This window comes from Bacillus sp. PAMC28748 (assembly GCF_014250415.1).
GTDB classification, from domain to species: Bacteria; Bacillota; Bacilli; order Bacillales; family Bacillaceae; genus Bacillus; species Bacillus licheniformis.
This window is the reverse complement of the sequence record NZ_CP060192.1, coordinates 2696763-2720368: the sequence shown is the minus strand read 5'-3', so window position 1 is coordinate 2720368 and position 23606 is coordinate 2696763. Positions and strand designations below refer to the sequence as shown.

Sequence of the window (23606 nt, the reverse complement as noted above, 5' to 3'; positions counted from 1 at the left end):
TCTTCCTTTTCTCAAAAAACACCCGATTAAATAGGTATAATAACCTAAAACAAATGATTCATTTTCATGGATAAACAGGATTTATTCACCAATCCCTTTCCGTAAAGTGGTAAACTCTATACTGATTGTAACCAAAAGTATTAAAGGAGAATGCCATGAAGACTCTGGATGTTCAGGCGTTGCACAATGCAATTGATCAAACGCTCGAACAATTAAAACAACAATCAGACGAATTCTCTAAAGTCAAAAAGGCCGTTGAGGGCATCACATCCCTTGATGATGCTTTAAAAGGAAAAGGCGGCGACGCGATCCGCGCCTTTTACGAGGAATGTCACACCCCTTTTCTACAGTTCTATGATACTTTTATAGAGGAATACAGTTCCACGCTGAAGAAAATGAAAAGCGCGTTGAATTCCCTGGAACCAAACCATAACGGATTTATTTCACAGTCCTTTCTCGAACACGAACTTGAGAATGGCTTAAATGCGGCTGATCGAACAACGAAACATTTGGTTTCTAAAACCAACGCCACGATCGCAAAAGTCAGTCATATCGTTGATTTACCGGATTTGAATGACAGCGGTTTTCATGAACAAAATCAGAAAGCGTTAAAGGAAATCAGCACGACTCTTGAAAAGCTGCATGCGTTTGACCGTGAGCAAACCAACGCCCTCAAAACGGCTGAAAACGATCTTGAGACGATGCAAAAATACATCGCGCGGCTCGAAAAGATGTATACCGGGCCCAAAATTGAAATCACCAGTTATCAAAAAGGCGCGATTTTAAAGCCGGATGAGATGGATACCTTGAATGGAAATCAAGAAACAGCCATGGGTGCCATGCTGAAAAAAGTCGGAGACAAAGAAGATGCTGACGTAAACACTCTCGCCTATCCAGATCGTTTTAAAAAATTGGCGACACAAAAGGTTTCCAAAAAAGAGTACACTCAAGAGGAATTGAATGAACTGAAAAAAGATTATAGGGTATTTAACGATACGCTTTACCGGGCATACATAGATGGTGATACAATCGTCAAGATAGAACCCGCCTACACCCTTCCAGAGAATGTGGAAAAAAGCGACTTTGCTAAATATTTCGATACGGCGATGGAATTTACAGGTGTGTATGATGCAGTAAGAGCAGCGTTTGGATACGACCTTGCGACAGGCGAAATCGTTAAAGATAATGGTGATCGTTTGATGGCCGGATTGAGTGTCACCCCTTTCGGAAAGGCATTTAAGTACGGAAAGCGCGGCTTCAAGTTATTTAAAGGTGAAGAAGCTGGAAAGAAAGTTGCGAAGGTAGATAAAACACCTTCCTACGGCAAACAATCCGTACCAAAAGGTCCGTACCGTGAAGTAAATGGTTTCCCTGCAAAAGTTAAACCAGGAGCTCAAGAAAAACATATTCCAGGAACACCAAATTATAATCAAGAAGTTGCCAACGGGAAAAACAAAAGTATCTTTAACGGAGATAACAAAAAAGCACAAGAATTGCTTGATAAGTTTGCTGGAAAGGGTAAAAAATTAGGAAAGAATAAAGAAAGGGTAGACTTTGGCCAGGTGATAGGAAAATACTATGATATGGATACTGGTAAGTATGTAGAGACTACTAATGGAATGATACATTATGGAAAAGACGGGGCTCACATAGTACCAGCGAGACCATAAAAACCATTAAGAGAAGAGGATATACATGGGATACGATTCTTTAATTAGAACATTAATAAAGTATGAAAAAAGTGATATGATACTAGAATGGAAAAGTGGTTTAAGAATTATCGGTAAACTAGATACGGTTTTTGAAACAAACAATATGTTAGATGAAGATGATATCAATTTTACAGAATATATTGCAGCTGCTTTTCAAGTGGATGATATTTTGTCCCATCCTGAAGAAAACAAAGGCAGTGTATATGATTGGTTAAGGCAAGGGGAAAGCTCCTTGGTTGAGATCTCTCTTTATGATGATCCACCAAATAAAATTTTAGTAGATGGTCAGACAGTATGGGAATTGGACAGTAATGAATAACAGTTAGCCCTCTTTTTATAGAGGGCCTTTTGTTTACTTCAATAAAGCTTCAATTTTCGCCTTTGTCTTCGGCCCGTAAATGCCGTCGGCAGACAGCCCGTGCATCAGCTGGAACCGTTTGACCGCGTTCGCCGTCTTCGGCCCGTAATAGCCATCTATGCCGTTATTCTTCGCCTCTTTGTCTGGATAGAAATAGAGGGCAGCTAAAGCCTCCTGAATCTGCCGGACGGCCGTTCCTTTCATCATCGGGCTTTTGTATTTGTAAATCCCGGTCGGCAGCGTGTACTTTTTGACTGCAGGCTTTTTCGCGCTTTCCTTTTTCGGCGCTTTCTTTTTTGGAGCCGTTGTTGCTGGTTGCTTGCTTGAGCCTCCGGAAAGACCGAGATATTTCGCAATTCCGCGCGCATGGGCTTCGCCGACTGCCTTTAGAAAGCCGGAATCCTTGAGGCGTTCCGCGTCCTCTTTGCGGTCGATAAACAGGTTTTCTGTAAGGACTGCAGGCATACGGGTTTCACGGACTACCGCAAGGTTAGCCTGTTTTAAACCTCTGTCCGCGATCTGGCCGTATGCTTTCATAGTTGTAAGGATTTCATTATGGAGAGCCTTCTGTAATTCGAGAGTCTTACCAGCAGTCCCGGGATAACGGAACGTTTCGAATCCGGTGCCGCCGCCGGCGTTGGCATGAACAGAAACGAACAGATCGGCGCCCCATTGGTTAGCCATGCTTGCCCGCTTCGACAATTCATAAAAGACATCAGTCGAACGCGTCAGCTTCACCTGTACATTCTTGTAATTTGCTTCTAAATAAGATTTTGCGTATTTCACGATTTTCAGGACAACATCTTTTTCTTTCAGGCCGTAGCCGCTTGCGCCCGGGTCTGTGCCGCCGTGTCCTGCATCCAACCATACTTTTTTCATTCTTGATCAATCCTTTCCTATATTAATGCGAAAGAAAAAGGCCACCAGACGGCAGCCTCATTTTGTTAATCCTTTTTGTTTTAGAACTTCTTTTTGCTGCTTTCCTTTGTCAGTGACATAGTTGTTTTTATACCAGGCGACCAACGTTGTAACGATTGTAAAAATCGTGGAGCCGGCCAAATACAAAGCGTCTGCGAGCGTGTTGATCTGATCTTCACTGATCGGAAGAACTGGCTTCCCGAATACGATCAAAGTTTGGTTTACCAACGCAATAAAAAGAAGCACCGTCCGGACGACTGTGCCTTTGTCTAAGTTTTTCATATTGTATTTTCCTCCTTATTTTTGAATGAAATTAATAAAAAGCGCCGCAATCCCGGAGATCACCAGTGTACACACCGCTGTGATGATCGCGCCTGTTATGCTGCGCTTGATCCAAGTTGTGTTTTCCTCAATCTTGTTGAGCTTATCATTGATCGACATAATCTGTTGGTCATGCCGATCAGACGCCCTTTCCAACGTGATGACTCGCTGTTCAAGCGTTTTATGATCGGCTTTCAGCTCGGTAATCTCATGCTTGAAGACGTCCAATTCGTTTGTTTGCGCCATGCCCCTTAATCCTCCCGTTCTCACATCATTTTCACCTCTTTGAGGCAAAATAAAAAAGCCGCTTATTTCGCCGCTTCTGCTCCTTTTTCGTGATATTCTTTATTTGCTTCGACTTGATTCATTTCTATCACTTCATCTTCCGCCTGCAAATTGCCGATCCGCTCTTCTTGCAGCTCTTTTTTGAGCTTTTCATTTTCCTGCTCTAGGTTCTGCCTGATCTGTCTTTCTCTGTGGAGAAAGGCTTTACAATCAGCTAGTTCGCCATGCGCTTTGTCCAAAGCCTCTCTGAATGATGATGATTTCAAAGCCGTTAGTTCATACTGTTCTTGTAATTGCTCATATGTGAGTTTGTTTGTCATTTTATTTTCCTCCTTATACTTCGTCCGGGAATGCGTCGCCGCGTGGATTCTCCATGATTTCCGCGCGCTCTTCTTCGGTTATCATTCCGTTTTCGACATGGATGTACAGCTCTTTTGTTGTCACACTTCCGTTTAACCAGCAGTAATAAAAATGCCCGTAGTAGCGACTTTTACCTTCGAACATATCGACCGCCTCCATCACGATTGTGTCCTTTCGAGTTTTATAATCAAGTCATTGGCAAGACGCTGAGTGTACACCAACTGTTCCTGCAACATTTCTTCTTTGGTTTTTGGCCGCCCTGTCGTTTTGACTTCTTCATTTTTTACGTTCGGCTCAAGTTGGATCATTGCTATTCCCTTCTTTCTCTGGTGGTTTCACAAGTGGGACTATAAAGCCTTTCTTTTCTCCGGATGGGCTGACCTCGATTCCCATGAAAGTGTGGAGAAGTTTGTAAGTCCCGGAGTATGCTGGTAGAAAAACACCATCGATATATGTTTTATCAAGATGGTATTTCATGCTTCCGGTGTCCGCGTCTTTCACGATGAACAACTCATACAAGACCGGGAATTCATCGTCTTTATCTAAACTGATAGAAACGGCGTCAAAATGATGTTTTGTGTCTCCGTCGATCAGGTCAAATTCGCTTATAATGATCCCTGTGTCGGTTTCGGTGATTTCGACTCCGTCCATATATTTGTGATAGGAATAATCTTTATAATCGATAGCCATTTTAAAACCTCACTTTTTTACGGTACTTCGTAAAATATACAGACTAGCACGCGCATGGTTCTATCACCGACAGCCGATGTCGTTCCGGTACCCCGAACAAACACTTTGAATCCAGTGCTAGACATGGCCTCGACGCCTGCCGTACAAGCATTTGAGTAACCCCCGTATGGTTGAGCGAATACAGCAAAAATATTCTCCGCTTTATTGGCGTTTTCATCTTGAAAAAAGTATTGCGTGGAACCGTAGGCGGCAGAACCCGAACCTAACGAAACATCCACAAAATCTAGCAGTATCATTCCGTTACACTGTAAACCGCCATATATATCTGTAAGTTGCTTTTTGATATTTATACCTAAAGCGTGATAATTCGCTAGATTGTTTGATGACGTATCTCCTCCCCATAAAAAAGTTTTAGCAGGCAAATGAACTTCTCTTCCCAACGATACTCTAGTATCACTGTGAAGCCGCATTACATCTGGTGTTTCAAACCACATATATCCGCTTTTATTTTTCGCGTAAAAATTGCCACCGGTATTAAGTCTAAAAACAGAATTAGGCATATCCCAGATTGTTTCTTGATTAACACCGATTATACCGTGCTTCAAACTCATTGTTTTTTGATCATTTGTATATACGTCAATCGCAGAAAAAGTATCGTATCCACTTTCATCATTTGTATTCTGAGCATACATTTGCATTTTAGACACGTCGGCATCCGGAAACTCTGGCCCGCCATCAAGCGTGATTTTTCCATATTCGATTATTGTCCGATTTAATGCTCTATCTATATCAGGATTATCATAATTTTGTTTACCAGTTTCCTGAACGATTTTTCCGGCTCTTATGTCCAAACTTTCATATGAAAGATATTTCGTGCCCGAACTCGATCTATCAAAATTACGCTTTTGAAAAATTGTATTCGCTTCGATATACGATTCATATTGAGAAGATGAAGAAATTGGTTCTAGCCGACCCCCTCTAATCAATGAACCTTCAATCGTAATCCCCTTGATCGTCCCGGCGTTGATCTTGTCGGCTGAAAGGTTGGCGATTTTCGCGTTTGTGATGGCCCCGTCTTCGATCTGAGCCGTTCCAATGATAGCCGTTCCCAGCTTTGCTCGTGTAATGGCTCCGTTTGCGATGGCCGCCGTCGTAATGGCCGCCTCTTGGATGTGGGCCGATTGGATGGCCGCTTTCGCAATTAAGGCCGATGAAATTGCTTGTTCAGTCAGCATCACGTCGTATGGACTGAAGGCGAATTCTTTTCTTACATCGCCTTTTCGAATTTGAATTTTTCTATAGGTGACGGAAGGGTTTTCGTCTCCGACTTTATTACCTCCTAACCACAGCCGGGCTGTTTCGGTTGTGATCGGTGACTGAAAAACATAGTCAACCCTTACAAATTCATCGGAAGGGAAAGAGCTAATGTCGTTAAAATCGGGTGCATCCAATTGATATTGTCCACTGTCATCTTTTAAATAAATAAAATTGATATTAAGAGTGTTATTCCTTTTAACCTCGAATGATAATGTATATTTTTCACCCTTAGTCAGCCTCAGGGTTGATCTATAGAAAGCACTAAAACCAAATCCGGCCCGCGTATCATCCGCTTTTCTAGTGACAGTTACTTCGTTGAATTCCCCTTCTTTCACGCTCCATGATGCACCGTTGACGTTACCTAATTCACCCGGACGCAATACTGAACCCGGCAAAATGTTGGATTCATCGAATTTCTGTGAAAGTTTTTCGGCCGTGACTGATAGATTGGCAAGTTTTTCGGCCGTAACCGCCCCGAAAACGATGTCATCAGTCAAAATCCTTCTGGTAACGCCTGTGAACTCTTGCGTAAATGGGCTTGGCGTGCCGTGTGTATTGATCGTTCGCATTCGATAATACCAAACTTGATCAACGCCCGGCGTATGCTCGTATCCGCTTAATTTACCGCTGAAAATCAAATTTTCATCCAAAGGCGTAAATCCTTTATTCGGCGATGCGAAAATCTGATATGCCGCTATATATGAACTTGGATTATAGTCCCATGTGATCGAAACCCCTTGGAATAAGGATTCGACTTTAATATTTGACGGAACAGGCGGCACTTTATCAGGAAAGCTCCCGTCGCCGATTATCGGGTCGCCGCCGTTGTCCCATTTGCCGCGATTCGTGTCAATTGTCGTTTCAAGCTCTTTGATCCGCTTTTCGGTTGAATACAGGTCTAAAAATTGCCCCATTTCTACCTGTGCCGTATTCACGGGATCAGATAGATCGTATTCTATTGCAATGACTCTAGTTTGAACCTCGATAGGGTGTCGAAAATTGTCGTCAATTGCGATCATTGTATCGCCAAGATCAACCGCCTCATGCTCATAACCCGAAATGTATTCAAGCAGTTCCAGCTTTAGAGAATAATTGACTTGCACCATTTCATGATTGATAAGCGCTTCATATGTTTTTCTAAGCAATTCGGCCGGGTCTTCGATGCTGTCGTCTTGCCATTTCTGGAACCGGTGCCGCTTCGTCTGACCGTCATACATTATTCGGCCGAACTTCTCCAAAAGGTCAGGATCGCCGACCCATTCTTGCCCTTTTGGTTTGTCTACCGGGTCGCCGTTCGCTTTGACCCATTCGACATCCGAGAAATCAATATAACGGGTGTTGCCGCCGCCTTCGGTTTCAAGGCTTGCGCCGTAACCGTACAGGGCTGTTACCGGGTAACTCAGTACCGTTCTGGTGATTTCCTGAATGTCTTTATCGATTTCCGCACGCTTCCCGGTATCTTGGCCGCGTCGGGGCAGAATATGGATCACTCGATCAACGATATTGTCATTTTCATCGAAAACAACTTCGTCATAATACTCGCCGCCCCATATCTGCAATATCTGGTTGATGGCTTCCATGACACTGATGCGATAAAAATTCGTTGAATGCAAGCCAAGATCGACCGGAACATTCGCGCGCCACCTTGTACCCTCAAGAATACGGTCAAGAACGTACTGGGCTGTTCTATTTTGCGGCCTGATGTCGGTCACAAACTCATCGTATAGCTCTGACAGTGCCGGCTCACAATAGGCCCTAATGCGGGCATTCGCGCCGTCGTCGGCGTCTTCCAGCTCTTTTATAACGAAATTGCGTTTTCTTCCTCTCCTGTCCTCGAAAACGACCTGATTCTCCGGTTTTATATGAACGCTATCCTCGTGATCTGCGTCCGCGACAAAAGAAAAAGAAGAACCGACATTCAGTTCTTCTCGAAATGGCGCATCATAGAAACGACATGCTTCTTTTGCTTCGCTTGATATGATTGTTTGTTTTTTGTCCTTGTCGTCCAAAATCCACATATCGGCCATAAACGCACCCCCTTACATATACGCCTTGTTAAATGAAATACTGCTTTTGTGTGTTGTGTTCACGGTGATTTCTCCGACCGGGATATTAAACCATCTTGAGAGCATAAGCAGCGCATTCATGTTTACTTTGCCGTTGATGATCACTTTTCTCTTTTCAAAATCAATTACAAGGGTGTCCCCTTTAATGAAGTTGAAATTTACTTTTATCCGCTTTTCGATTGTTTCGTCTTCTTTCAACAACTGAATTTCATAGGTAGATGCGTCCGACTCGAAAACGCATGTAATAGTCGGTGTAACCGCCCTTTTCCCATCGTTTTTTACCACTGTAGGGCTATTTGTTTCAGTTGTGACAACCGTTTCAGCCGCTTCCTTTTCGGGGTTCGGGCATACAAATGTCAGTGTCACTTTATAGACGCCGTTTTGCCCTTCACTCTCTTGCGCTGTACTGAATACGGCGTAATATGTTCGGTCTGGCTCATCTGAAAAGATCAACGCTTCTTCCTTGTCTGTCGCAAGGATATAATTTATTTCTTCTAATATCTTTCGTAATTCCGCATCGTTGGCCGCTATAAATAAGGTGTCAATCTCGATAGTGCGTTCCGTGTATCTTACGCCCTTTAATTTAGCGCCATCGACACCCGGCAAGGAAACTAAATTCAGTTCCCTGCCAACAATGCCGCGCCCCCTGTCGTTGATCACGAAAAAGTGATCCGTCAGGGTGTAACCGTTGAATTTGATCCAATAGTCTACTTCTTGAATCGTTTGGCCGAATGCGTCATCTATTGCCGTTGTCAGTATCTTTTTGTAATCGATCATCGGTTTATGGTCGTCCTCCTTCCGTCTTCACGGCTCTGGAACTCTTTCACGTATTTGTACGTGCCCCGACCGACTTCTCGGCCGTCCATTTCAATAATGATCGGACGGTCTGAAATTTCGAAATCACTGACCTCTGCCTCGATCTGACCGCGGACATCGTTTAATGTGCCACTGCTGAGGGCTGTGTCATAGGCGAATGTCGTTTGATCTGGCGTAAACATGGTGAGCTGCGCCAGTTTCTGAGTAGCTTTTTCTACAAGGCCGCCCGCTTTATCGATACCAACAGCCACACCAGCCGGAATCATTTTTCCGACATGATCGCGCATCCATCGTGATGGCGAGTGAATGTTGAGTAATCCGGTGATTTTCTTCTTAACCCCGTCCGCGATGTCGCCGACTTTCCGCCAGACGGCATTTGCCATACTTCCGATACCGTTAATCAATCCTTGAATGATGTTCTTTCCGATCTGTTTCAGATCGATCCCCTTCAAGAATTTAACGGCGTTATTCCAAAGGTTTTGGATCGTGGTTTTGACATTCTTCATGACGGTTGTAACAACATTCTTCATGTTGTTGAAGTTATTCCTGACGCTCGACCAGATGTTTTTTGCCGCATTTATGACGACTGACTTCGCCGCATTCCAGACGGTTGTCAGGACGGTTTTGACTGCATTAAAAATGGTTGTCGTTACAGTCTTGAACGTGTTCCAAGTGGTTTTGACTGCGTTCCACAGCCCTTTGGCGAGATTCACCACGGTATTTTTTATACCGTTCCAGATTGAGCTAAGGACGCTTTTGATCCCGTTAAAGATTGTTGTCGTTACAGTCTTGGCTGTATTCCAATAATTTTTAACAGCGTTGACTAAACCTTTAACGAGTGATGACACAACCGTTTTGATCCCGTTCCAGATTTGCTTTGCCCCGTTGCTGATGTTTGTCCAGATTTGCTTTAAATGGTTTGCGAATCCTTTAAAATCGCCTTGCACAAGGTCGATGACAAGCAGAACCGGGCCGAGGATCGCATTTTTTAAGACTTGCCATGCGCCTTTTGCGATGCTAGTAATTCCGTTCCAGATGCCGGAAAGAGTTTGGGACAAAATCGAAAAATGATTTTTCACACCGTCCACAATGCTCGTGACGACGCCGATCAGCGTTGTTTTGATCGTATTCCACACGGACGATACCGTGCTAGATACCGTGTTCCAGATGTTTGACAACGTTGTGACTATGACGTTAAAAATCGGGCCGAAAACCGCGACAATTCCGTCCCAAATTGGCTTTACTAAATTCATGAATCCAGTCCATGCTGCTTGTGCTGTCGTGGTGATTCCTGACCATAATCTTGAGAAGAACGACGTCAGGCTGCCCCATGCTGTTGACGCAAGTTCGACTATTCCAGACCAAAGGCCGGAAAAGAACTCAGATATTGAATTCCACGCCGCTATCGCGTTTGTTTTGATTCCTTCCCACAAATTCACAAAGAACTCGGATATCGGTTTCCAGTTCGTGATGATCAGATAAGCCGCTGCCGCAATGGCTGCCACAACCATTAAAATAGGATTGGTCAAAAATGCTTTTCCGACCATCCCAATGACTGAGCCAATCCACTTTATCGCCGTCCCTAATTTTTTCACCGTGCTTATTGCATCTTTCCATTTAAAAGCTGCTGAAAAAGCGACAGTTAAAGGCGTTAACGCTCTGAACAGGCCGCCGAATGTAATGAGATAACCGATCATTTGACCGATAATAGGGTTTGTTTCCATCATCGAATTAGTGAATTTCAAGAACCCTGTGACCATTTGCAGGATTTGCGAACCCAACGGAGCCATGCCGACACCTAAGTTAACAATCAAGTCCCTTAGTTGCCCGATCAGTGACAGCACTGTCGGTGTGTTTTGTCGCACGTAATTGATAAATTCTTGGAAGCCTTTCGATTCGCTCAGGCTGTTTCCCCATTCTTTAAAGCGCGCTGTAAGATTTACAAGACCGGTCAGCATGTCCGCACTCATCGGCGCGAACGCTGTAAACATTCCGATTAATCCCGATCCGATGTTTTTAAGGATCGTCAGCAGCTTAGGGCCGTTTTGCTGAACGTATTGGATAAACGACTTAAATTTATCTGAGCCTGAGAGACTTGCCGTCCATTTCGCGAATGCTTCGGACGATTTCAACATACTTTGTGACATTTGTTGCCCCAATGGTCCAAAAGCAACCAGCAAATTCAAAAAGCCGCGCAAGTAGTTCCCCATCGTTTTTACTGTCGTGGCGAATTGCGGGCCTGCGTTTTTATTCATATAATCGAAAAACTTCTGTACATCGGGAGCATTCAAAGACTTTTGGAAGCTCTCGGATAGTTCAAGGCCAGCCGCCGCGACAGATTTAAACATCGGCCGCAGTGTGTTAAGAACGGATTTGAAGCTATTCAAAGAGTTTGTGAATGTCTTCAAGATCGGTTTTTGCGTTTCTTGAGCTATCTCGCGCCAGTTTGCTTTGAAGTCCTCCAAGGTGTCGAGCGCCTTCCGTTCTTCTGCGCCAAGACTTTCCTGAATCGCCTTGATCTTCTCCATGATCTTGGCACGCTCTTTCAGGTCTGTTGTTTCGTCCAGCTTTTGCTGGAGCTTCGCCAGGTCGGAAGACGCTTTGAAAACCCCGCTAATATTGGAAATGGCTAAAGCTCCAAACGCTCCGGCACCTGCCGCCGCTGTCCCGAATGAACTCGCTAGCCCCATAAGGCCGCCGGAAGCCACGCCGATGACCGGCCCTAATGACCCCAAAGCCGCCGTTAATGACGCTATCGCCGGCACAAGAGCCGGGAATATCGACATTTTCATGCCGCTAAAGGCGTTTCCAAACACAGTCTGAAAGTCGTTTATCACCCTGCTAAGCCGCGCCATCCTGTTTTCGAAAACGCCCAGCCGCCGCTCGGCCTCTTTAAAATTTTCTTTAACAGTTACGCTGATTCTATTCGGGATGCTTCGGGCTAACGCCTTAACTTCGCCCATTTTGCGCTTAAATTTGCCTATTTCCGCATCGACAATCGCTGTGAGGCGTTCGATCATAGCCTTAACCCCCTTTCTTATTGAAATCCGGAAGGGTGATCGTTTTAAGGGCATCTGTCGCGCGTTTTAGGGCATTAGGGTTAACGCCAAGGCTCCGCGCATTGCGCCAGCCGTCTTCCTCGTTGGCCACCATCTTCCGGGCTTTGTCAGCGTCAAACATCTTTTTAGGGGTCACACGCCCTTTTTTATTCAAAGCGTATCGATGGAATAGGGCGTTCTTCGTCAACAATTCCATTTCATCGATCTGCCGATATTGCGCGCCTTTTAAAAAGAGCTTATACTCGTGTGGTGTCCACGAAAGTATAAGCTCCGGATCATGTATATTAAGATAACGAGCAGCATTCAAAATAACTGCGTCATAGTTTACTTGTTCATCTCTTTCCTTAGTTTTTCGAGTTCCGCCATCATTTCCTTGGCGTCCTCGCGCTCCTGCTTCCGTTTCAGGAATTCCGCTTCCGTCTCCCCGACTCTCTGTTTGATCTCCTTCTTGAGAACGTCGAAGTCTTGCCAGATTCTCTTTACTTGAACTGCGAAAAAACCGGATTGATCCACCGCCTGAAACGCTTCTTTGTAAAGTCTTTCGGCACCTTTTGCGCCTTCATCCTCAATAACTTTCGCGAGCGCTTCTTCGATTTTTTCAACAGATGGCTTTTTATCTTTCAAGTGAGAAAGTGCACAATCCCAGAACCGGATTAAGTAAAGTGAACTGCGTTGCTCAAGTAGGCCGAGATATACATTTCGTAAGCCGCCTTGTTTGTTTCCGCTCTCGTCTTTTTCGTTATATTTTTCTTCCGCTGTCCTTTCGAATTTGAAATCACAGCGTGCTTCATATTGTTTTCCTTCGATTTCTAATGTTGGCATGTCATATTCCTCCTATAAAAAAGGGCACCCGGAAGGATGCCCTGTATCTTTATTTTGAATCGTTTTTTTTATGAGCCACTTGTTTCTGGCTCTGTACGTGTTTCTATCTGACTCATAGGCGATTCTCCCACCTCGTTAACGGCCGTCACATTCACTGTGAGCTTAGTATCCGGCGTAATGTCTGTGAGCGTGCATTTTGGTTCTGTCACTTCTTTGTAGAATACTTTTTCCGATCCCCTGTATACCTTGTATGAAGTCGCCCCATCTACAGCCTTCCAATCCACGGTCACGCTATTAGTTGTAGCTGTATACTGTAGATTTTGGGGCGCCTCAGGGAGTAGAAGTGGGCTGCTTTCTTTTCTCGAATCCGCCTGTAGTCTCGCCCGGTTTTTCGAATAGAATTTCATTAGCTGATTGGATAAAGTCGTCTGGCAATTCAATTTCTCCCGGCACTGTACGAACAAGAACCGGCAATGATGTACTTGCTTCGACGAATCCGTCTGTCGGCTCACTAAACTCAATGTTTTCGATAATCGTCCAGCCGAAACGGCAATCATATTTTCCGTTGTCGTTCTTTTGGCTGGTGTCTACACGCCAAACTTTCAACTCGGATTCATTATCATAAGTCCATTCTAAGGCTTCTTGTCCGCCATCTTTTCGTTGTGCGTATAAAGAAAGTTCGAATGTCTCACTTTTCGCCCCGTATCCAACGATACGGCCTAGTTTTGTTTGCTCGTCAACCGTTTCTTGTTCCCTTGTCCATGTTCCTTCTGTCTGGTTCCCTACGATTAACGCATCTGATCCAAGTGGCGCATTTGCAGCTTGTACAATATAAATGATACTTTTACCGGTAGTCGGTTTACCTGATACCGCCATTTGATAGCCCCCTTAATTATTGATATAAATTCGGATTCTCAAAATTCCGTGTTGTGTGATCCCGTCAATATCCGTGATCACTTGTGATTGCAAAAAACTGAGTTGAAGGGGTTTGAACCCCTCCACCTCTAAAGGTTCTTTTGTCAGGGCCTGCATGACGAGAGAAAGGATTTCCTTTGCCTCGCGCCTGCCGTCCTCTGCCCGGCTCCACGCATGTATAACAGTTGTGATGTTTTCGCCAAATGTCACTTTGGTTTCGAATGGCGTTGACGTGTCTTCCCCGATGGACACATACGGGAAAGGTGTGTCTTTATTCGGATTGTCAAAAACGCCCTTTATCACTTCATTAAGCGCCGCATCCGTCGATAACCTGTTGTATATCGCTTTTTGAAGGTTCCAGGAAGCTAGTTTATTTTGAATGATCATCGTCGGTTCATCTTCCTTTCGAAATAACGGGCGCCCGCTTCCACAGCAGGGAAAAAGAACGGTTGCGCGCGCATTCCGCGGGTGAACACATATCGCCCTAATTTCTCATCAAAATACACCCAAGGTGTTTTACGGCCGTTACCGTTTTCGGCGTATATGCCCGTGCCAAATTCGACATAAATCGCATATGAAGCCCCGACGGTGATTTTAGCCTTGAAACCACCATGAGAGTAATTAACCTCTATCGAATTTTTAAGGTTTCCGTCGTCTACTGGCGCCGTAGCCACTGCTTGGCCGGCAATAATTTCCGCCGTTTCAACAATGATTCGCTTCACTCGATCATGCACCCGGTCACTGAACGAATTAACAGCCCTCGTCATCTGCCTTGTAATCCTGTTCATCAGCGAATGTTCTCCCCTGAACGGCATTTAAAGCACAAGATTTCACCTTGGCCGCCTTGATCGATAGGCGGGGACTGAATGACCAAAACCCTGTCATTTCGGTCTTTCCAAATGATCCGCATGTCGTTTTCAACGTCTTCCCGGTAGGGAAAATAGACGTTGTATTCGACGGGGTTCTCAAGCTGTTGAGCTTGGTAATATTCTTTTCCGGTCAGCGAATCGACAAATGCCTCGCAGTCGGTAATCGCGTCCACCCAGTCTTTTTTAAAGCCGCCCCCGCCATTGGGTATCTGTTCAAACTTTTGGAATGTGATTATGTGCGGGTATAATTTGTAGCGCATTAATGCCACCTCAATTTTTTGTAGGGGGACAAATACGCCCAAATCGTTTCCGGAAGCTCCGTGATGAACGAAAAAGACGCATCCCCTAATGATCGAGAACTTAAATCAACCGGATTCATGTTAAATTCAACTGCTTTCGCAACGAATAATTGCACACCGTATGGCAAAACTTCTTTATCATCCTTCGTAAAGCTGTCATTACATTTGTCCTTTGCAAACTCCACATAAAACGGAACTGCTTCTTCTAAGTACTCGTCATGTTCGTCTGTTTTGATTTGCAACAGCCGTTTGACCGTTTCAATATCCATCTGTTTCACTCCATAAAGAAAGAGCAGGAGGATTCCCCTGCCCTTTTTTATTTGATACCGGATCATTGTTTTTCTTTTTTGGTTTTAGATGTTCTTTTCTTCGTGCTCGTCTTAGCCTTTTGGGTATCTTTTTTTGTTGCCTGTTCCGCTTCTTTTTGCGCATGAGCCGCTTTTTTAGCTTCTCTCAGGCGCTTTTCCTGTTCTAATAAATAAAATGTTGTCGCTCCCATTAAATCACCCCTTACGCCGATGGCTTAGTTTGAGTCACAATTTCGCTCATAGGAGACTCGCCGGACTCATTAACAGCCGTTACGTTAATTGTGAGTTTAGTATCCGGATTCATACCGGTTGTTACATACTTAGGTTGCGTCACGTTTTCAGCGAATTTCTTGTCTGCTCCTCTGTAAACGTTGTATGAAGTCGCCCCATCTACGGGATCCCATTCAACTGCGATAGAATCAGTTGTACTGTCGTACCGGAGATTCTGGGGCGCATTAGGGAGCAGGCGTTACGACTGGAAGTGAATCGTCAACAATGATCGATTTACCCATGTAAGTACCGAAACCGACATCAGCCCGGTTGTTCGGGATGAATTCGATCAAGTTTTGCTTCTGCAGGTTCGTATGCGTCAGTGAGTGCATAGCGATAGAAGTGAAAACATCTTTCGCATCGCCTAACAATTGCTGTGCGTCAAGGATGGCTGCGCCTGTTAGGCCGTTTCCGCCCTCTTCATTTGTGATGATTTTCACGATACGGACCTTTTTCTTGTCGTATACACGATCATAGTTCGCGCCGTCCGCCATTTCTGCAAGTGTTGGCATATCTTTGGCAACTGCCGCTTCAGTCCATTTAAAACCACGTGGATGCATAATGAACTTTTTGCGATTGATTAAGATATCTTCACCTTTAAGTGAATTTCGATCGGTTTCAGTCGGGGTTTTCGGCATTCCGCCGGCATATCCGATGGCACCGGAACCAAAAATATAAGTCGTGTATTTTTTGCCGCTTCCGCTCGACAGGTCAAGGACCAAATCAGCATTGTCGTTCTCGACATTGTCAGCGAAAACGCCGTCAAGCATACGGAAAATCATTTTTTGATACTGTCTTTCCCAATAATTATTTACACGTTGAGCAATCGCACGCACCGGGTCAGACCCGGCAAGCTCTGCCGCTAAATCTTCAGAACTCCACGCTTTCCCATATTCAAAAACGCGCGCAACGTCTTTGCCGGATGTGATTTTTTCCGGTGTTAAAGCAAAATCAGATTGGATCGCTTCCGGATCGCCTTCAAGGTCGTTCCAGAAAGGCATATTAATTGTGTCGCCACCGTTTGGAACAACAATTCCCGGAACTGGCTGAAGAATACCGCTTCGATAGATAGCTGTCTTTTCAACTGTGTTATTCATTGTGTATCGGTTAAATACTTCAGGAATAATAACATCCTGCACTCTTGTCACTGCCATTTATTTTCCTCTCCTTTATAGTCCGAAATTTGCAGGGTTGTCGCCTGCTTGGATAATTAATTTTCTTGCTTTATCGGGTTCATTTCGGATCAAACGGCCTTGTTCCGTCATATTGAAATGATCCTGAGAAAACGGATTGTTATTGCTCGGGAATCCGTTTCCTGTGTTAACATGTGGGTTTGGGCCTCCTTGGAGATCGAAGGGGTTTTCATCCCCGAAAAGATACTTATCGCTCTCCTGGATGGCTTTTAATTGCTCATCTAAGCCTAGAAGTTTATCCCCGTCCAATTTGACATTTTCAAGGTCCAGAAGCGCTTTGACAGCCTTTGGATTTCGCGCTTTTGCATCACGCAAAGCCCTCTCGATAGCAAAATCCTTCTGCTGTTGCTGGATTTTAGCCTCATAATCGGCCACTGTCTTTTCGTTCGCGTCCTGAATCTCCTTGATTTTGTTGTGTAATTCTTCGTTGTCCTTTGCACGCTTCCTCAAGTCTTCAAGCTGTTCGTCACGCTGGTTCAGCTGGTTTTTGAGCTCTTTTTTGTCGTTGTTCAGTTCGTCGAATTTCTCTTTCGGAATCCAATTACCGTCACTGACAACTGCGATTTTCTGCTCACCCGCCTTTTCCATGACTTGCGTATATAAATCTTCACCCAACAATTCCTTTAAACTCACTTTCTCACACTCTCCTTTAATGTTTTTTTGCGTGTCCACCTCACGCGCAGGATTTTCGTTTGTTTTGACTCTAAACCTTTAAAACGAGCAAATAAGCCTTTTAACGTCATGCTCAGGACAAAATAAAAAGCCGCTACATGGCGACTGTTACTTTTCGTACTTGACTGATACCGGATTGATTCTTAAACCCTTATATAACTCTTTATTAAGCATTTCCTTGTATTTATCGCTTTCCGTGTAGAGAATAGGCTCACAAACAGACATTGAATTGCTTTCGGCGCTCAAATTTGAATTGCGTATCATTATTTTGACCTCATATCCCGCCGCATCGATTTTGTGAATGACTTGGCACACGCTTCCGCTATTTCCTTTCCATCAAGGGAAACCGTCACAGGCTTTTCAGACAGCACTTCCCGGATTAACTAGTTGATTCCGTTGTCATCAACCATTCTATTACCCCTCTTCCGAATGGTCTTCGTCTGTCGTATCTTCTGTCGTTTCTTCAGGTGATGCCGCCGCTACCTTGTCAGCTTCGATCTTCGCTTCGAGAGCCGCTAAAAAATCGGCGTCGATGTCAATTTCGTCAACGGCAAACGTGATCGTTGCTGTGTTCAGCTCTCCGACTCTCATAGATAGCTTTAATTCAGTCATATGCGTCGGCTCATGTCCGTCTATCCAAATATGATAATCGGAACATTTTAGCCCGGCACTTGATAGGGGACTCTCTTCTTTCCTTTTCTGCGCTTCTTCTGTCAATTTAATCTCTAATTTAGCCATATTACCCCGCCTTTTTAAGTTGTTCTTTCCATTCTTCGTATGTCGTGTATGGAATCACGACGTTTTTGCCGGCGATTCTGGATCGTCTGACTTCCGGCTTCTGGCCATTGACAATGAAAATGATCGAACAACGGCAATTTATATCATCCTTAGCATTGTGCATGTGGCCGGGAGCCTTCCCGACGCCGCCGTATATCGATTTGAAAACGCCGTCCCGCTCAACAACCTTCCCGTCGAGCTTCCGGTGCCCGATGCGTGTCCGGGTATCCAGCGTGCTGACCCACATTTTCTTTAAATCGGCCTTTTTTGAGGCTTTCTCGGCGCTTTCAAGGCGACCAGATACCTGAACCCTATGCGCTTCAGTTCGGGCGATTCTCCGGGCTTTAGCGCGCCCAAAATCGAGAGCTTTCGCTATTCTGGATGCCATTTTCGCATAGTCTTCGCCAGCGAGAAGCCCTTGTGTAATTTCGATCGTTATTCTCGATATAACCTGATTCCGGGTCGTCTCCATGAGGACCGGCAACCGTAATTCAGGGATAGGATTTTCAATGGCAGCCGCGATAACGGCAGCCGTCGGGATCGTGAACCCCATTTTGACTTGTGCCTCAAACTCATACACGTACGCGGACCGCAAATAATTCTCCACATACTGCTTTTCTAACAGTAAATCGATCTCTTTTAGGATGAAACGGAAGTCCTTGTCGATCTTTTCGGCGATAAAGTCCAGTTCTTTCCGTAGCCGGTTATACTTGTTCAGATCGGTGTAAGTCAGCTCGCCGCCTGAAGAGTATTTCTGATACATGACCGCGATTTGCCGGTTGATGTCCTTCAGCCGCCTTACGAAAAGTTGATCGATTCTTTTTTCCGCTTGGCTGATCATGTTATCGAGATACAGGTCAATGTCATTCTGGTTCATCTTCTTCGCCGCCTTCCTCATCTTCGGCCGCTAATGAAGAAAGATTCTTGCCGTACTCCGTTTCCTCTGTTTCGATCCGCTCAAGTTCCGCCTCCACATCATCAACAAATGGATGATATGCAAGACGCGTCTCTCGGCTTAAATCCGGGCTTTGATTGATCATCTGTACTTTTTCAAGCTGGTTCGTGATCTTGGACCTATTGAACGTCATTTGAATCTCCTTGTAATCGAACTCACCTAGCTTCTTGATTCGTAAAAACTCGGTGAAGAACCAGAAAAATTCTTGTAGCGCTTTCCGAAATTTCCGTTCTGTTGCGTTGGCCTTTAGATCAAGCAATGCGTACAAGTTTTCCAGAGCTACGCCAGAAGGTGCATTCCCGAATTTATCCGGGCTGTTGTTCACCCCTTGGCCGAATCTGAAAATGTTGTCTTCCAGACGGTCAAGATGTTTGTCAGCGCTGTCGATCGGAACATCTGAGGAAAGGGTATCAACGCCGCTACCTTCACCGTCTACCTTGACAGCCCTGTAATACCGCAGATTATCAACAAATTCAGACAAGTCTTCACCGTTGTACCCTCTCAAAATATAGATTAGTTCTTGAATTTCATCGAAACTGTTCGCGTTGTCTGATACAATTCGATCGTAATTGTCGATCAAGTCTTTATAGAATGTCAGATCGCTTACGCTTTCAGTGTTGTTTCTGAACGGGATTAGGGGAACCCGGCCCCATCCATAGCCCTCTTTGGTGTTTTCTTCTTTATTGACCGTGTAAAAATAGCTTACAGGGTTCTCCTCGCCGTAACTGTAATCAGGGATAAGGCTTCCGTTTTCTTCAACGTAGTAGTACACCTTTTCTGTCATATACAGCTCGACCTTTTTTTGTTTGTTCCCCTCAAAATCTTCAATTTCGTAATATCTGATTGCGTACAGGAGACGCCGGCTTTTGGTGTTGTCGTACACCGCGATAATTTCTTCAGCCGGGAAAATCACGTAATCAAATTCGCCTTCCTCATTTATGAACGGGTGAAGCCATTCAATCCCCTTGTTGCTCGCGTTTTTGACAAGCTCATTCATGGTGTCGTCAAATTCTTCATCCGCAAGCTCATTTACATATTTCAAAAGGGTTTTATTCTTCGAACCGAAGGTTATCGGCTTCCCGACCAAATATTGTGTTTTTTGATCGACCAAGAGCTTGTGCCAGCCATGCGGTATTTTGTTGTTCGGCTTGACACCTTCACTATCGATTATCTTTTTTCCGTCTCTCCAATAATACTGCTGACGATTTGTAATATCACTTTCGTTCAGATAATACCGGACGCCCTCTAACATAAGGCTCGGGTCATGCTTCGAAATTAATTGCATGATTATTTCTGTGTTCGGGTCTTTATTTTCGCCCGGCGCGTTCTTCTCAATTAAATCGATTAATTCTTCCGTGTGCGTCGGTGAGTTTGGATAAATATCCACGTGCCGCCCTCCTTACTTTTGAATCTATTTAAGTATCGAAATACCCGATTTTGTCATATCCCTTTCGAAAGCATAGCGTGTTGCATCAATAGTATGGTCGTCTTTTTCTTCGAGTCTAGGTAATGGATTGCCGTCTTTATCAGTTTTATAGTCAGCGTTCTCGAACTCTCGCGCTATATTCGGCGTTCTCTCTGGATCGATCACGATAGCGTCCAGATCGTCAAGCCATTCCTCGCCGTATTGTCGTGAGTCTGGACCCTTCTTGGCGCCCCTGATACGCCTTATACCGTGTTCTGATTTGAGTTCATCTATAGATTTCGGCTCTGCGCTGTCGGTAATGATTTCATGCCGATCATACCCTTTATCTTTGATCCACTTGGCAAGCATCCGGTTAGACAACTTGTGCGCGTATAGCTCATCAAGCGCGTAAATCGTTTTCTTTTTCTTGTCATAGTGCCAACGAACAAAGGCCAACGGGTCCGGTCCATACCCAAAGTCGTTCCCTTGTCGGATGTTGTCGAATGATTTGACCTCTTGATCTGTAATTTTTCTAAATTGAAGGTTATTGAATGGAACTACCCCCGATCCTATCGCCTCGCCAAGGTATTCCCATTTGTACTTTAAAAGGTTCCTCTCCTTGACGGTTTCAGCCTCTTCCTTGAAGGCTTTTGAAATGTATGGATTTTCGAGATATGTTGAATGATGAATATATGTGTTCTTTGGTACGAATGCAGATTCATATTTTTTGTTCACCCATGATTGCTTTCTTTTCGGTGGGTTGTATGAGTAGTAAAAGGCATAAAAAAGACCGTCCGGAAGTTCAGCCCTCAGAACGGAATTTTCGATCATAGATACTTCTTCTTCGAGTTTAAATTCGGCCAGCTCTTCAATCCATAGGAAGGCAACCGGGTATTTTGCTATCTTGAGTGATTTGATCTTGGCTGGATCATCCGCACCCCTGAAAATGATACTATTTCCTCGTGGGATGTAAGTAAGTTTCAGAGGGGATTTGTTAACGCGCCAATACGAACCCACGCCCAGCAGATCGATAGCCTCTTTGAGCTGTTCAAATACGGATTCCCCTAACGTGTTCCCTACTTTCCGGACCACAAGTGTACTGACCGGGTATTGCATCATGTCCTTTATCAGCCGTATACCAATATGCGTCGACTTTGAAGAGCCGCGCCCGCCTTTCAGGACATACCGAAGGTATTTATGACTGTTGGCTGCCGCCCAAAACGAACGAAACTTAGGCGTTATGATGTCCGATATACGTTTAACCTTCGTCAATATGATCACTTCCTATATCGTCGACGATTGTCACAGCGTCTTCGTGTGCATCTTTCTCGACTTCGGCTTTCGTTTTCTTGATGCGCGCTTTCGTCAGTTCGGTTTCAGCTTTCAATTTCTCGAGCTGTAGCTTTTTGCGGTCGTTTTCTGAAAGTAGATCAGTATATTTTGCCAAGAACTCAAGGGCTTTCATCTTATCGGCCAGTTTAACGGAAACGCCGTCTTTACCGTTTTTCACTTCTGTAATAATTGTGCCGTCTACTTCTGCCGACTCTTTGAAATCAACATAATTGACTTCTTTCGTAATAGGGTTTCCTTCCTCGTCTTCCGTCGGTATTTCCCTTTTCCCGAACGTTGCAAAGTCCGTTATATCAGCGAATGCAATATCGATGTACTTTTGCAAGACTGCTTGAGCATCCAAGAAAACACCCTGCTGTTGCTCCGCCTTCAATCTTTCAATTTCTTTTTTTACGTAAGGCTTCGCAAGGGTTTTATGGCCTTCCGTCTTCGCTGATAGATAGCTGCAACCATAAGCCTTCTGATATGCCTTTGTCGCATTGAAATACTTAATATAATAAAGACAGAACATCTTCTGCTTTTCAGTTAAATCGTCAGATTCGATAATAGGCTGAGGGGTTGCAACCTCTTTAACTCTGGTTGCATCCTTTTTTGTCGAGACACGCACCCAACCTTCCCGGCTCTTCCTGCTCTTCAAAGTGCCGATTTTTACATTATGCTTTTCGGCCAGTGCCTTCAATGTCAGGTCAGTTGTTTCGTATTCCTTTTTGATTTTCTCCCAATCCATTTACATGACACCGCCTCCCTTACTTGTTTTTCACGCACCGCCCAAACGGACAGACGTATTTATTCCCGGCCCATGTCCCCCACACGCATCCGTGACACTTGTGAGTTTTGCGGGCCGATTCTCTCGCTTTCTCGTGTTCTTCTTCTCGTTTGTCGTGTAAGTATTGTCGTAGAAGCATAGTTTTTTCTCCTTTATTTGCTCTGAGCTGCGCCCGTACTGGCAGGAACTTGCCCGCCCTCTTCCGGACGCATATCAAAAAGCGACCTGCGTCATGCAAGCCGCTGCCAAATAAATGCGGGTTATCCCGTTGGGAATTCCCGCTGGCTCCTTCTGCACATGGCAGATGAGCTAATGCGACCCTTGACCCTTTCACTTATCCGCTTGCGTCACCCTGAGAACACAACGCCACCACATCTTATTACTTTTCTTTTGGTAAAATATAAATTCCTAATTCTTTCACCCAAACCATTTCATCTTTTCGGCTTTTCATTTTCTCACTTCCTACTTTTTTGGCTTTGTACTACCGCATAAAAACACGCCCTCCAACGGAAGGCGTTTCACTCATCACTTATTTCCACAAGAAAAGATATAACACTGCCAGTTGCTTGTATCCAACTACCAAGAGTACCAACACCCTTAAAAGGGATAAGGTTAGGACGTAATGTCTCAATTCCTCCTATTGCTTGCAATGAGTTTCCGATACCTTGTAGAATTCCTCCCAGATTACTTTCTAAGACACTAATATTCTCGTTGCCAGTATAGTCAAGCCCAACAAAGCTCCCCAACGCTTGTAGCCAATTTCCTGAAATCACTACCCTCTCCTCGATATCGGAATTCTTTCTTTTGTAAATTAATAAACCAACTAAAACAGTTGAGTTACCAATCGCTTGTATTTGTTCTCCTACAGCTCCCATAAAATTCGATCCTTGCCCCTCCGCAGATAAACTACTACCCACAGCCTGCAAGGTATTACCTATAATTTCAAATTGATATCTTTGTTCTTCATCTAGTGGAAACTGAGGCGTGCCTCCAACAGCGGCTTGTATTGTACCTATCATAGAAATAAATGTGCCTAATATTTTTTTGGATTTATTGTCCATAAAAACATTCCATTTTTTTGTATTCAGTATATGTCCGATCTT

Annotated in this window: 30 protein-coding genes; 2 read left to right on the top strand and 28 right to left on the bottom strand. The window is 44.5% G+C overall.

The genetic code is table 11. The annotated features are described in order from the left end of the window. Positions 1 to 155: 155 nt before the first annotated feature. Positions 156 to 1670 (top strand): T7SS effector LXG polymorphic toxin, encoded by a 1515-nt coding sequence (locus H7F26_RS14015; RefSeq protein WP_016885810.1) that lies wholly within the window; start codon positions 156 to 158, stop codon positions 1668 to 1670. Between the two features lie 25 nt (positions 1671 to 1695). Continuing rightward, a complete protein-coding gene (locus tag H7F26_RS14010; RefSeq protein WP_009328623.1) occupies positions 1696 to 2031 on the top strand; it encodes a hypothetical protein in 336 nt (111 codons plus the stop codon). Between the two features lie 33 nt (positions 2032 to 2064). Here the strand turns inward: H7F26_RS14010 and H7F26_RS14005 are convergent, their stop codons facing one another. The 28 genes from H7F26_RS14005 to H7F26_RS13870 all read right to left on the bottom strand — a co-directional run bounded on the left by H7F26_RS14005 (position 2065) and on the right by H7F26_RS13870 (position 23564). Beyond that, on the bottom strand, positions 2065 to 2949 hold the full coding sequence (locus H7F26_RS14005; RefSeq protein WP_029327025.1) for an N-acetylmuramoyl-L-alanine amidase: 885 nt from the start codon (positions 2947 to 2949) through the stop codon (positions 2065 to 2067). A gap of 57 nt (positions 2950 to 3006) precedes the next feature. Then, positions 3007 to 3270 (bottom strand): phage holin, encoded by a 264-nt coding sequence (locus H7F26_RS14000; RefSeq protein ID WP_009328625.1) that lies wholly within the window; start codon positions 3268 to 3270, stop codon positions 3007 to 3009. 15 nt (positions 3271 to 3285) lie between these two features. Beyond that, complete coding sequence (locus H7F26_RS13995; RefSeq protein ID WP_009328626.1) at positions 3286 to 3555, bottom strand: hemolysin XhlA family protein; 270 nt, start codon at positions 3553 to 3555, stop codon at positions 3286 to 3288. A 62-nt stretch (positions 3556 to 3617) separates the two neighbouring features. After that, a complete protein-coding gene (locus H7F26_RS13990; protein WP_016885811.1) occupies positions 3618 to 3914 on the bottom strand; it encodes a hypothetical protein in 297 nt (98 codons plus the stop codon). Between the two features lie 13 nt (positions 3915 to 3927). Next, positions 3928 to 4098, bottom strand: a complete 171-nt coding sequence (locus H7F26_RS13985) for a hypothetical protein (protein WP_016885812.1) — start codon at positions 4096 to 4098, stop codon at positions 3928 to 3930. A gap of 14 nt (positions 4099 to 4112) precedes the next feature. Further along, positions 4113 to 4262, bottom strand: a complete 150-nt coding sequence (locus tag H7F26_RS13980; RefSeq protein ID WP_016885813.1) for a hypothetical protein — start codon at positions 4260 to 4262, stop codon at positions 4113 to 4115. Continuing rightward, positions 4249 to 4644, bottom strand: a complete 396-nt coding sequence (locus H7F26_RS13975; protein ID WP_016885814.1) for a hypothetical protein — start codon at positions 4642 to 4644, stop codon at positions 4249 to 4251. Before H7F26_RS13975 ends, H7F26_RS13980 begins: the two co-directional genes overlap by 14 nt. A 17-nt stretch (positions 4645 to 4661) precedes the next feature. Continuing rightward, positions 4662 to 7988 (bottom strand): phage tail protein, encoded by a 3327-nt coding sequence (locus H7F26_RS13970; protein ID WP_016885815.1) that lies wholly within the window; start codon positions 7986 to 7988, stop codon positions 4662 to 4664. Positions 7989 to 8000: 12 nt separating this feature from the next. Then, positions 8001 to 8804: a distal tail protein Dit gene (locus H7F26_RS13965; RefSeq protein ID WP_011197881.1), complete on the bottom strand. Its 804-nt coding sequence runs from the start codon at positions 8802 to 8804 to the stop codon at positions 8001 to 8003. Further along, positions 8801 to 11863: a phage tail protein gene (locus H7F26_RS13960; protein ID WP_185855188.1), complete on the bottom strand. Its 3063-nt coding sequence runs from the start codon at positions 11861 to 11863 to the stop codon at positions 8801 to 8803. Before H7F26_RS13960 ends, H7F26_RS13965 begins: the two co-directional genes overlap by 4 nt. Before the next feature lie 4 nt (positions 11864 to 11867). Next, complete coding sequence (locus H7F26_RS13955) at positions 11868 to 12209, bottom strand: hypothetical protein (protein WP_011201631.1); 342 nt, start codon at positions 12207 to 12209, stop codon at positions 11868 to 11870. A 17-nt stretch (positions 12210 to 12226) separates the two neighbouring features. Continuing rightward, a complete protein-coding gene (locus tag H7F26_RS13950) occupies positions 12227 to 12724 on the bottom strand; it encodes a tail assembly chaperone (protein ID WP_011197878.1) in 498 nt (165 codons plus the stop codon). A gap of 68 nt (positions 12725 to 12792) precedes the next feature. Then, positions 12793 to 13131 (bottom strand): fibronectin type III domain-containing protein, encoded by a 339-nt coding sequence (locus tag H7F26_RS13945; protein WP_016885816.1) that lies wholly within the window; start codon positions 13129 to 13131, stop codon positions 12793 to 12795. Beyond that, the gene (locus tag H7F26_RS13940) at positions 13055 to 13600 is read right to left on the bottom strand and encodes a phage major tail protein, TP901-1 family (RefSeq protein WP_011197876.1); all 546 of its coding nucleotides are present in this window, start codon (positions 13598 to 13600) and stop codon (positions 13055 to 13057) included. Before H7F26_RS13940 ends, H7F26_RS13945 begins: the two co-directional genes overlap by 77 nt. A 12-nt stretch (positions 13601 to 13612) precedes the next feature. Beyond that, the gene (locus tag H7F26_RS13935; protein ID WP_009328634.1) at positions 13613 to 14026 is read right to left on the bottom strand and encodes a DUF3168 domain-containing protein; all 414 of its coding nucleotides are present in this window, start codon (positions 14024 to 14026) and stop codon (positions 13613 to 13615) included. Beyond that, positions 14023 to 14427, bottom strand: coding sequence for an HK97-gp10 family putative phage morphogenesis protein (locus H7F26_RS13930; protein ID WP_016885817.1), 405 nt, complete (start codon positions 14425 to 14427; stop codon positions 14023 to 14025). Before H7F26_RS13930 ends, H7F26_RS13935 begins: the two co-directional genes overlap by 4 nt. Then, positions 14427 to 14768, bottom strand: a complete 342-nt coding sequence (locus H7F26_RS13925; RefSeq protein WP_016885818.1) for a phage head closure protein — start codon at positions 14766 to 14768, stop codon at positions 14427 to 14429. The genes H7F26_RS13930 and H7F26_RS13925 overlap by 1 nt, the downstream gene beginning before the upstream one ends. Further along, positions 14768 to 15076 (bottom strand): phage head-tail connector protein, encoded by a 309-nt coding sequence (locus H7F26_RS13920; protein ID WP_025807718.1) that lies wholly within the window; start codon positions 15074 to 15076, stop codon positions 14768 to 14770. The genes H7F26_RS13925 and H7F26_RS13920 overlap by 1 nt, the downstream gene beginning before the upstream one ends. Before the next feature lie 62 nt (positions 15077 to 15138). After that, complete coding sequence (locus tag H7F26_RS13915) at positions 15139 to 15306, bottom strand: hypothetical protein (protein ID WP_016885820.1); 168 nt, start codon at positions 15304 to 15306, stop codon at positions 15139 to 15141. Positions 15307 to 15317: 11 nt separating this feature from the next. Beyond that, positions 15318 to 15581: a fibronectin type III domain-containing protein gene (locus tag H7F26_RS13910; RefSeq protein ID WP_073411487.1), complete on the bottom strand. Its 264-nt coding sequence runs from the start codon at positions 15579 to 15581 to the stop codon at positions 15318 to 15320. Continuing rightward, positions 15571 to 16539 (bottom strand): hypothetical protein, encoded by a 969-nt coding sequence (locus H7F26_RS13905; protein WP_054287409.1) that lies wholly within the window; start codon positions 16537 to 16539, stop codon positions 15571 to 15573. Before H7F26_RS13905 ends, H7F26_RS13910 begins: the two co-directional genes overlap by 11 nt. Before the next feature lie 15 nt (positions 16540 to 16554). Continuing rightward, positions 16555 to 17211, bottom strand: a complete 657-nt coding sequence (locus H7F26_RS13900; protein ID WP_016885823.1) for a phage scaffolding protein — start codon at positions 17209 to 17211, stop codon at positions 16555 to 16557. 453 nt (positions 17212 to 17664) lie between these two features. Beyond that, positions 17665 to 17988: a hypothetical protein gene (locus tag H7F26_RS13895; RefSeq protein WP_016885825.1), complete on the bottom strand. Its 324-nt coding sequence runs from the start codon at positions 17986 to 17988 to the stop codon at positions 17665 to 17667. Between the two features lies 1 nt (position 17989). After that, positions 17990 to 18904 carry a phage minor head protein gene (locus H7F26_RS13890; protein WP_016885826.1) on the bottom strand — a complete coding sequence of 305 codons (915 nt, stop codon included), beginning with the start codon at positions 18902 to 18904 and terminating at the stop codon, positions 17990 to 17992. Further along, positions 18891 to 20369: a phage portal protein gene (locus H7F26_RS13885; RefSeq protein WP_016885827.1), complete on the bottom strand. Its 1479-nt coding sequence runs from the start codon at positions 20367 to 20369 to the stop codon at positions 18891 to 18893. Before H7F26_RS13885 ends, H7F26_RS13890 begins: the two co-directional genes overlap by 14 nt. 24 nt (positions 20370 to 20393) lie before the next feature. Continuing rightward, positions 20394 to 21659, bottom strand: a complete 1266-nt coding sequence (locus H7F26_RS13880) for a PBSX family phage terminase large subunit (RefSeq protein ID WP_044790075.1) — start codon at positions 21657 to 21659, stop codon at positions 20394 to 20396. Then, complete coding sequence (locus H7F26_RS13875; protein ID WP_016885829.1) at positions 21646 to 22464, bottom strand: terminase small subunit; 819 nt, start codon at positions 22462 to 22464, stop codon at positions 21646 to 21648. Before H7F26_RS13875 ends, H7F26_RS13880 begins: the two co-directional genes overlap by 14 nt. Positions 22465 to 23021: 557 nt before the next feature. Further along, a complete protein-coding gene (locus tag H7F26_RS13870; RefSeq protein WP_029327027.1) occupies positions 23022 to 23564 on the bottom strand; it encodes a DUF6944 family repetitive protein in 543 nt (180 codons plus the stop codon). Positions 23565 to 23606 lie beyond the last annotated feature (42 nt).

Coding starts and splice junctions, on each gene's coding strand:
- H7F26_RS14015 (WP_016885810.1), top strand. CDS start 156: ATGAAGACTCTGGATGTTCAGGCGTTGCACAATGCAATTGATCAAACG.
- H7F26_RS14010 (WP_009328623.1), top strand. CDS start 1,696: ATGGGATACGATTCTTTAATTAGAACATTAATAAAGTATGAAAAAAGT.
- H7F26_RS14005 (WP_029327025.1), bottom strand. CDS start 2,949: ATGAAAAAAGTATGGTTGGATGCAGGACACGGCGGCACAGACCCGGGC.
- H7F26_RS14000 (WP_009328625.1), bottom strand. CDS start 3,270: ATGAAAAACTTAGACAAAGGCACAGTCGTCCGGACGGTGCTTCTTTTT.
- H7F26_RS13995 (WP_009328626.1), bottom strand. CDS start 3,555: ATGGCGCAAACAAACGAATTGGACGTCTTCAAGCATGAGATTACCGAG.
- H7F26_RS13990 (WP_016885811.1), bottom strand. CDS start 3,914: ATGACAAACAAACTCACATATGAGCAATTACAAGAACAGTATGAACTA.
- H7F26_RS13985 (WP_016885812.1), bottom strand. CDS start 4,098: ATGTTCGAAGGTAAAAGTCGCTACTACGGGCATTTTTATTACTGCTGG.
- H7F26_RS13980 (WP_016885813.1), bottom strand. CDS start 4,262: ATGATCCAACTTGAGCCGAACGTAAAAAATGAAGAAGTCAAAACGACA.
- H7F26_RS13975 (WP_016885814.1), bottom strand. CDS start 4,644: ATGGCTATCGATTATAAAGATTATTCCTATCACAAATATATGGACGGA.
- H7F26_RS13970 (WP_016885815.1), bottom strand. CDS start 7,988: ATGGCCGATATGTGGATTTTGGACGACAAGGACAAAAAACAAACAATC.
- H7F26_RS13965 (WP_011197881.1), bottom strand. CDS start 8,804: ATGATCGATTACAAAAAGATACTGACAACGGCAATAGATGACGCATTC.
- H7F26_RS13960 (WP_185855188.1), bottom strand. CDS start 11,863: ATGATCGAACGCCTCACAGCGATTGTCGATGCGGAAATAGGCAAATTT.
- H7F26_RS13950 (WP_011197878.1), bottom strand. CDS start 12,724: ATGCCAACATTAGAAATCGAAGGAAAACAATATGAAGCACGCTGTGAT.
- H7F26_RS13945 (WP_016885816.1), bottom strand. CDS start 13,131: ATGAAATTCTATTCGAAAAACCGGGCGAGACTACAGGCGGATTCGAGA.
- H7F26_RS13940 (WP_011197876.1), bottom strand. CDS start 13,600: ATGGCGGTATCAGGTAAACCGACTACCGGTAAAAGTATCATTTATATT.
- H7F26_RS13935 (WP_009328634.1), bottom strand. CDS start 14,026: ATGATCATTCAAAATAAACTAGCTTCCTGGAACCTTCAAAAAGCGATA.
- H7F26_RS13930 (WP_016885817.1), bottom strand. CDS start 14,427: ATGAACAGGATTACAAGGCAGATGACGAGGGCTGTTAATTCGTTCAGT.
- H7F26_RS13925 (WP_016885818.1), bottom strand. CDS start 14,768: ATGCGCTACAAATTATACCCGCACATAATCACATTCCAAAAGTTTGAA.
- H7F26_RS13920 (WP_025807718.1), bottom strand. CDS start 15,076: ATGGATATTGAAACGGTCAAACGGCTGTTGCAAATCAAAACAGACGAA.
- H7F26_RS13915 (WP_016885820.1), bottom strand. CDS start 15,306: ATGGGAGCGACAACATTTTATTTATTAGAACAGGAAAAGCGCCTGAGA.
- H7F26_RS13905 (WP_054287409.1), bottom strand. CDS start 16,539: ATGGCAGTGACAAGAGTGCAGGATGTTATTATTCCTGAAGTATTTAAC.
- H7F26_RS13895 (WP_016885825.1), bottom strand. CDS start 17,988: ATGGCTAAATTAGAGATTAAATTGACAGAAGAAGCGCAGAAAAGGAAA.
- H7F26_RS13890 (WP_016885826.1), bottom strand. CDS start 18,904: ATGAACCAGAATGACATTGACCTGTATCTCGATAACATGATCAGCCAA.
- H7F26_RS13875 (WP_016885829.1), bottom strand. CDS start 22,464: ATGGATTGGGAGAAAATCAAAAAGGAATACGAAACAACTGACCTGACA.
- H7F26_RS13870 (WP_029327027.1), bottom strand. CDS start 23,564: ATGGACAATAAATCCAAAAAAATATTAGGCACATTTATTTCTATGATA.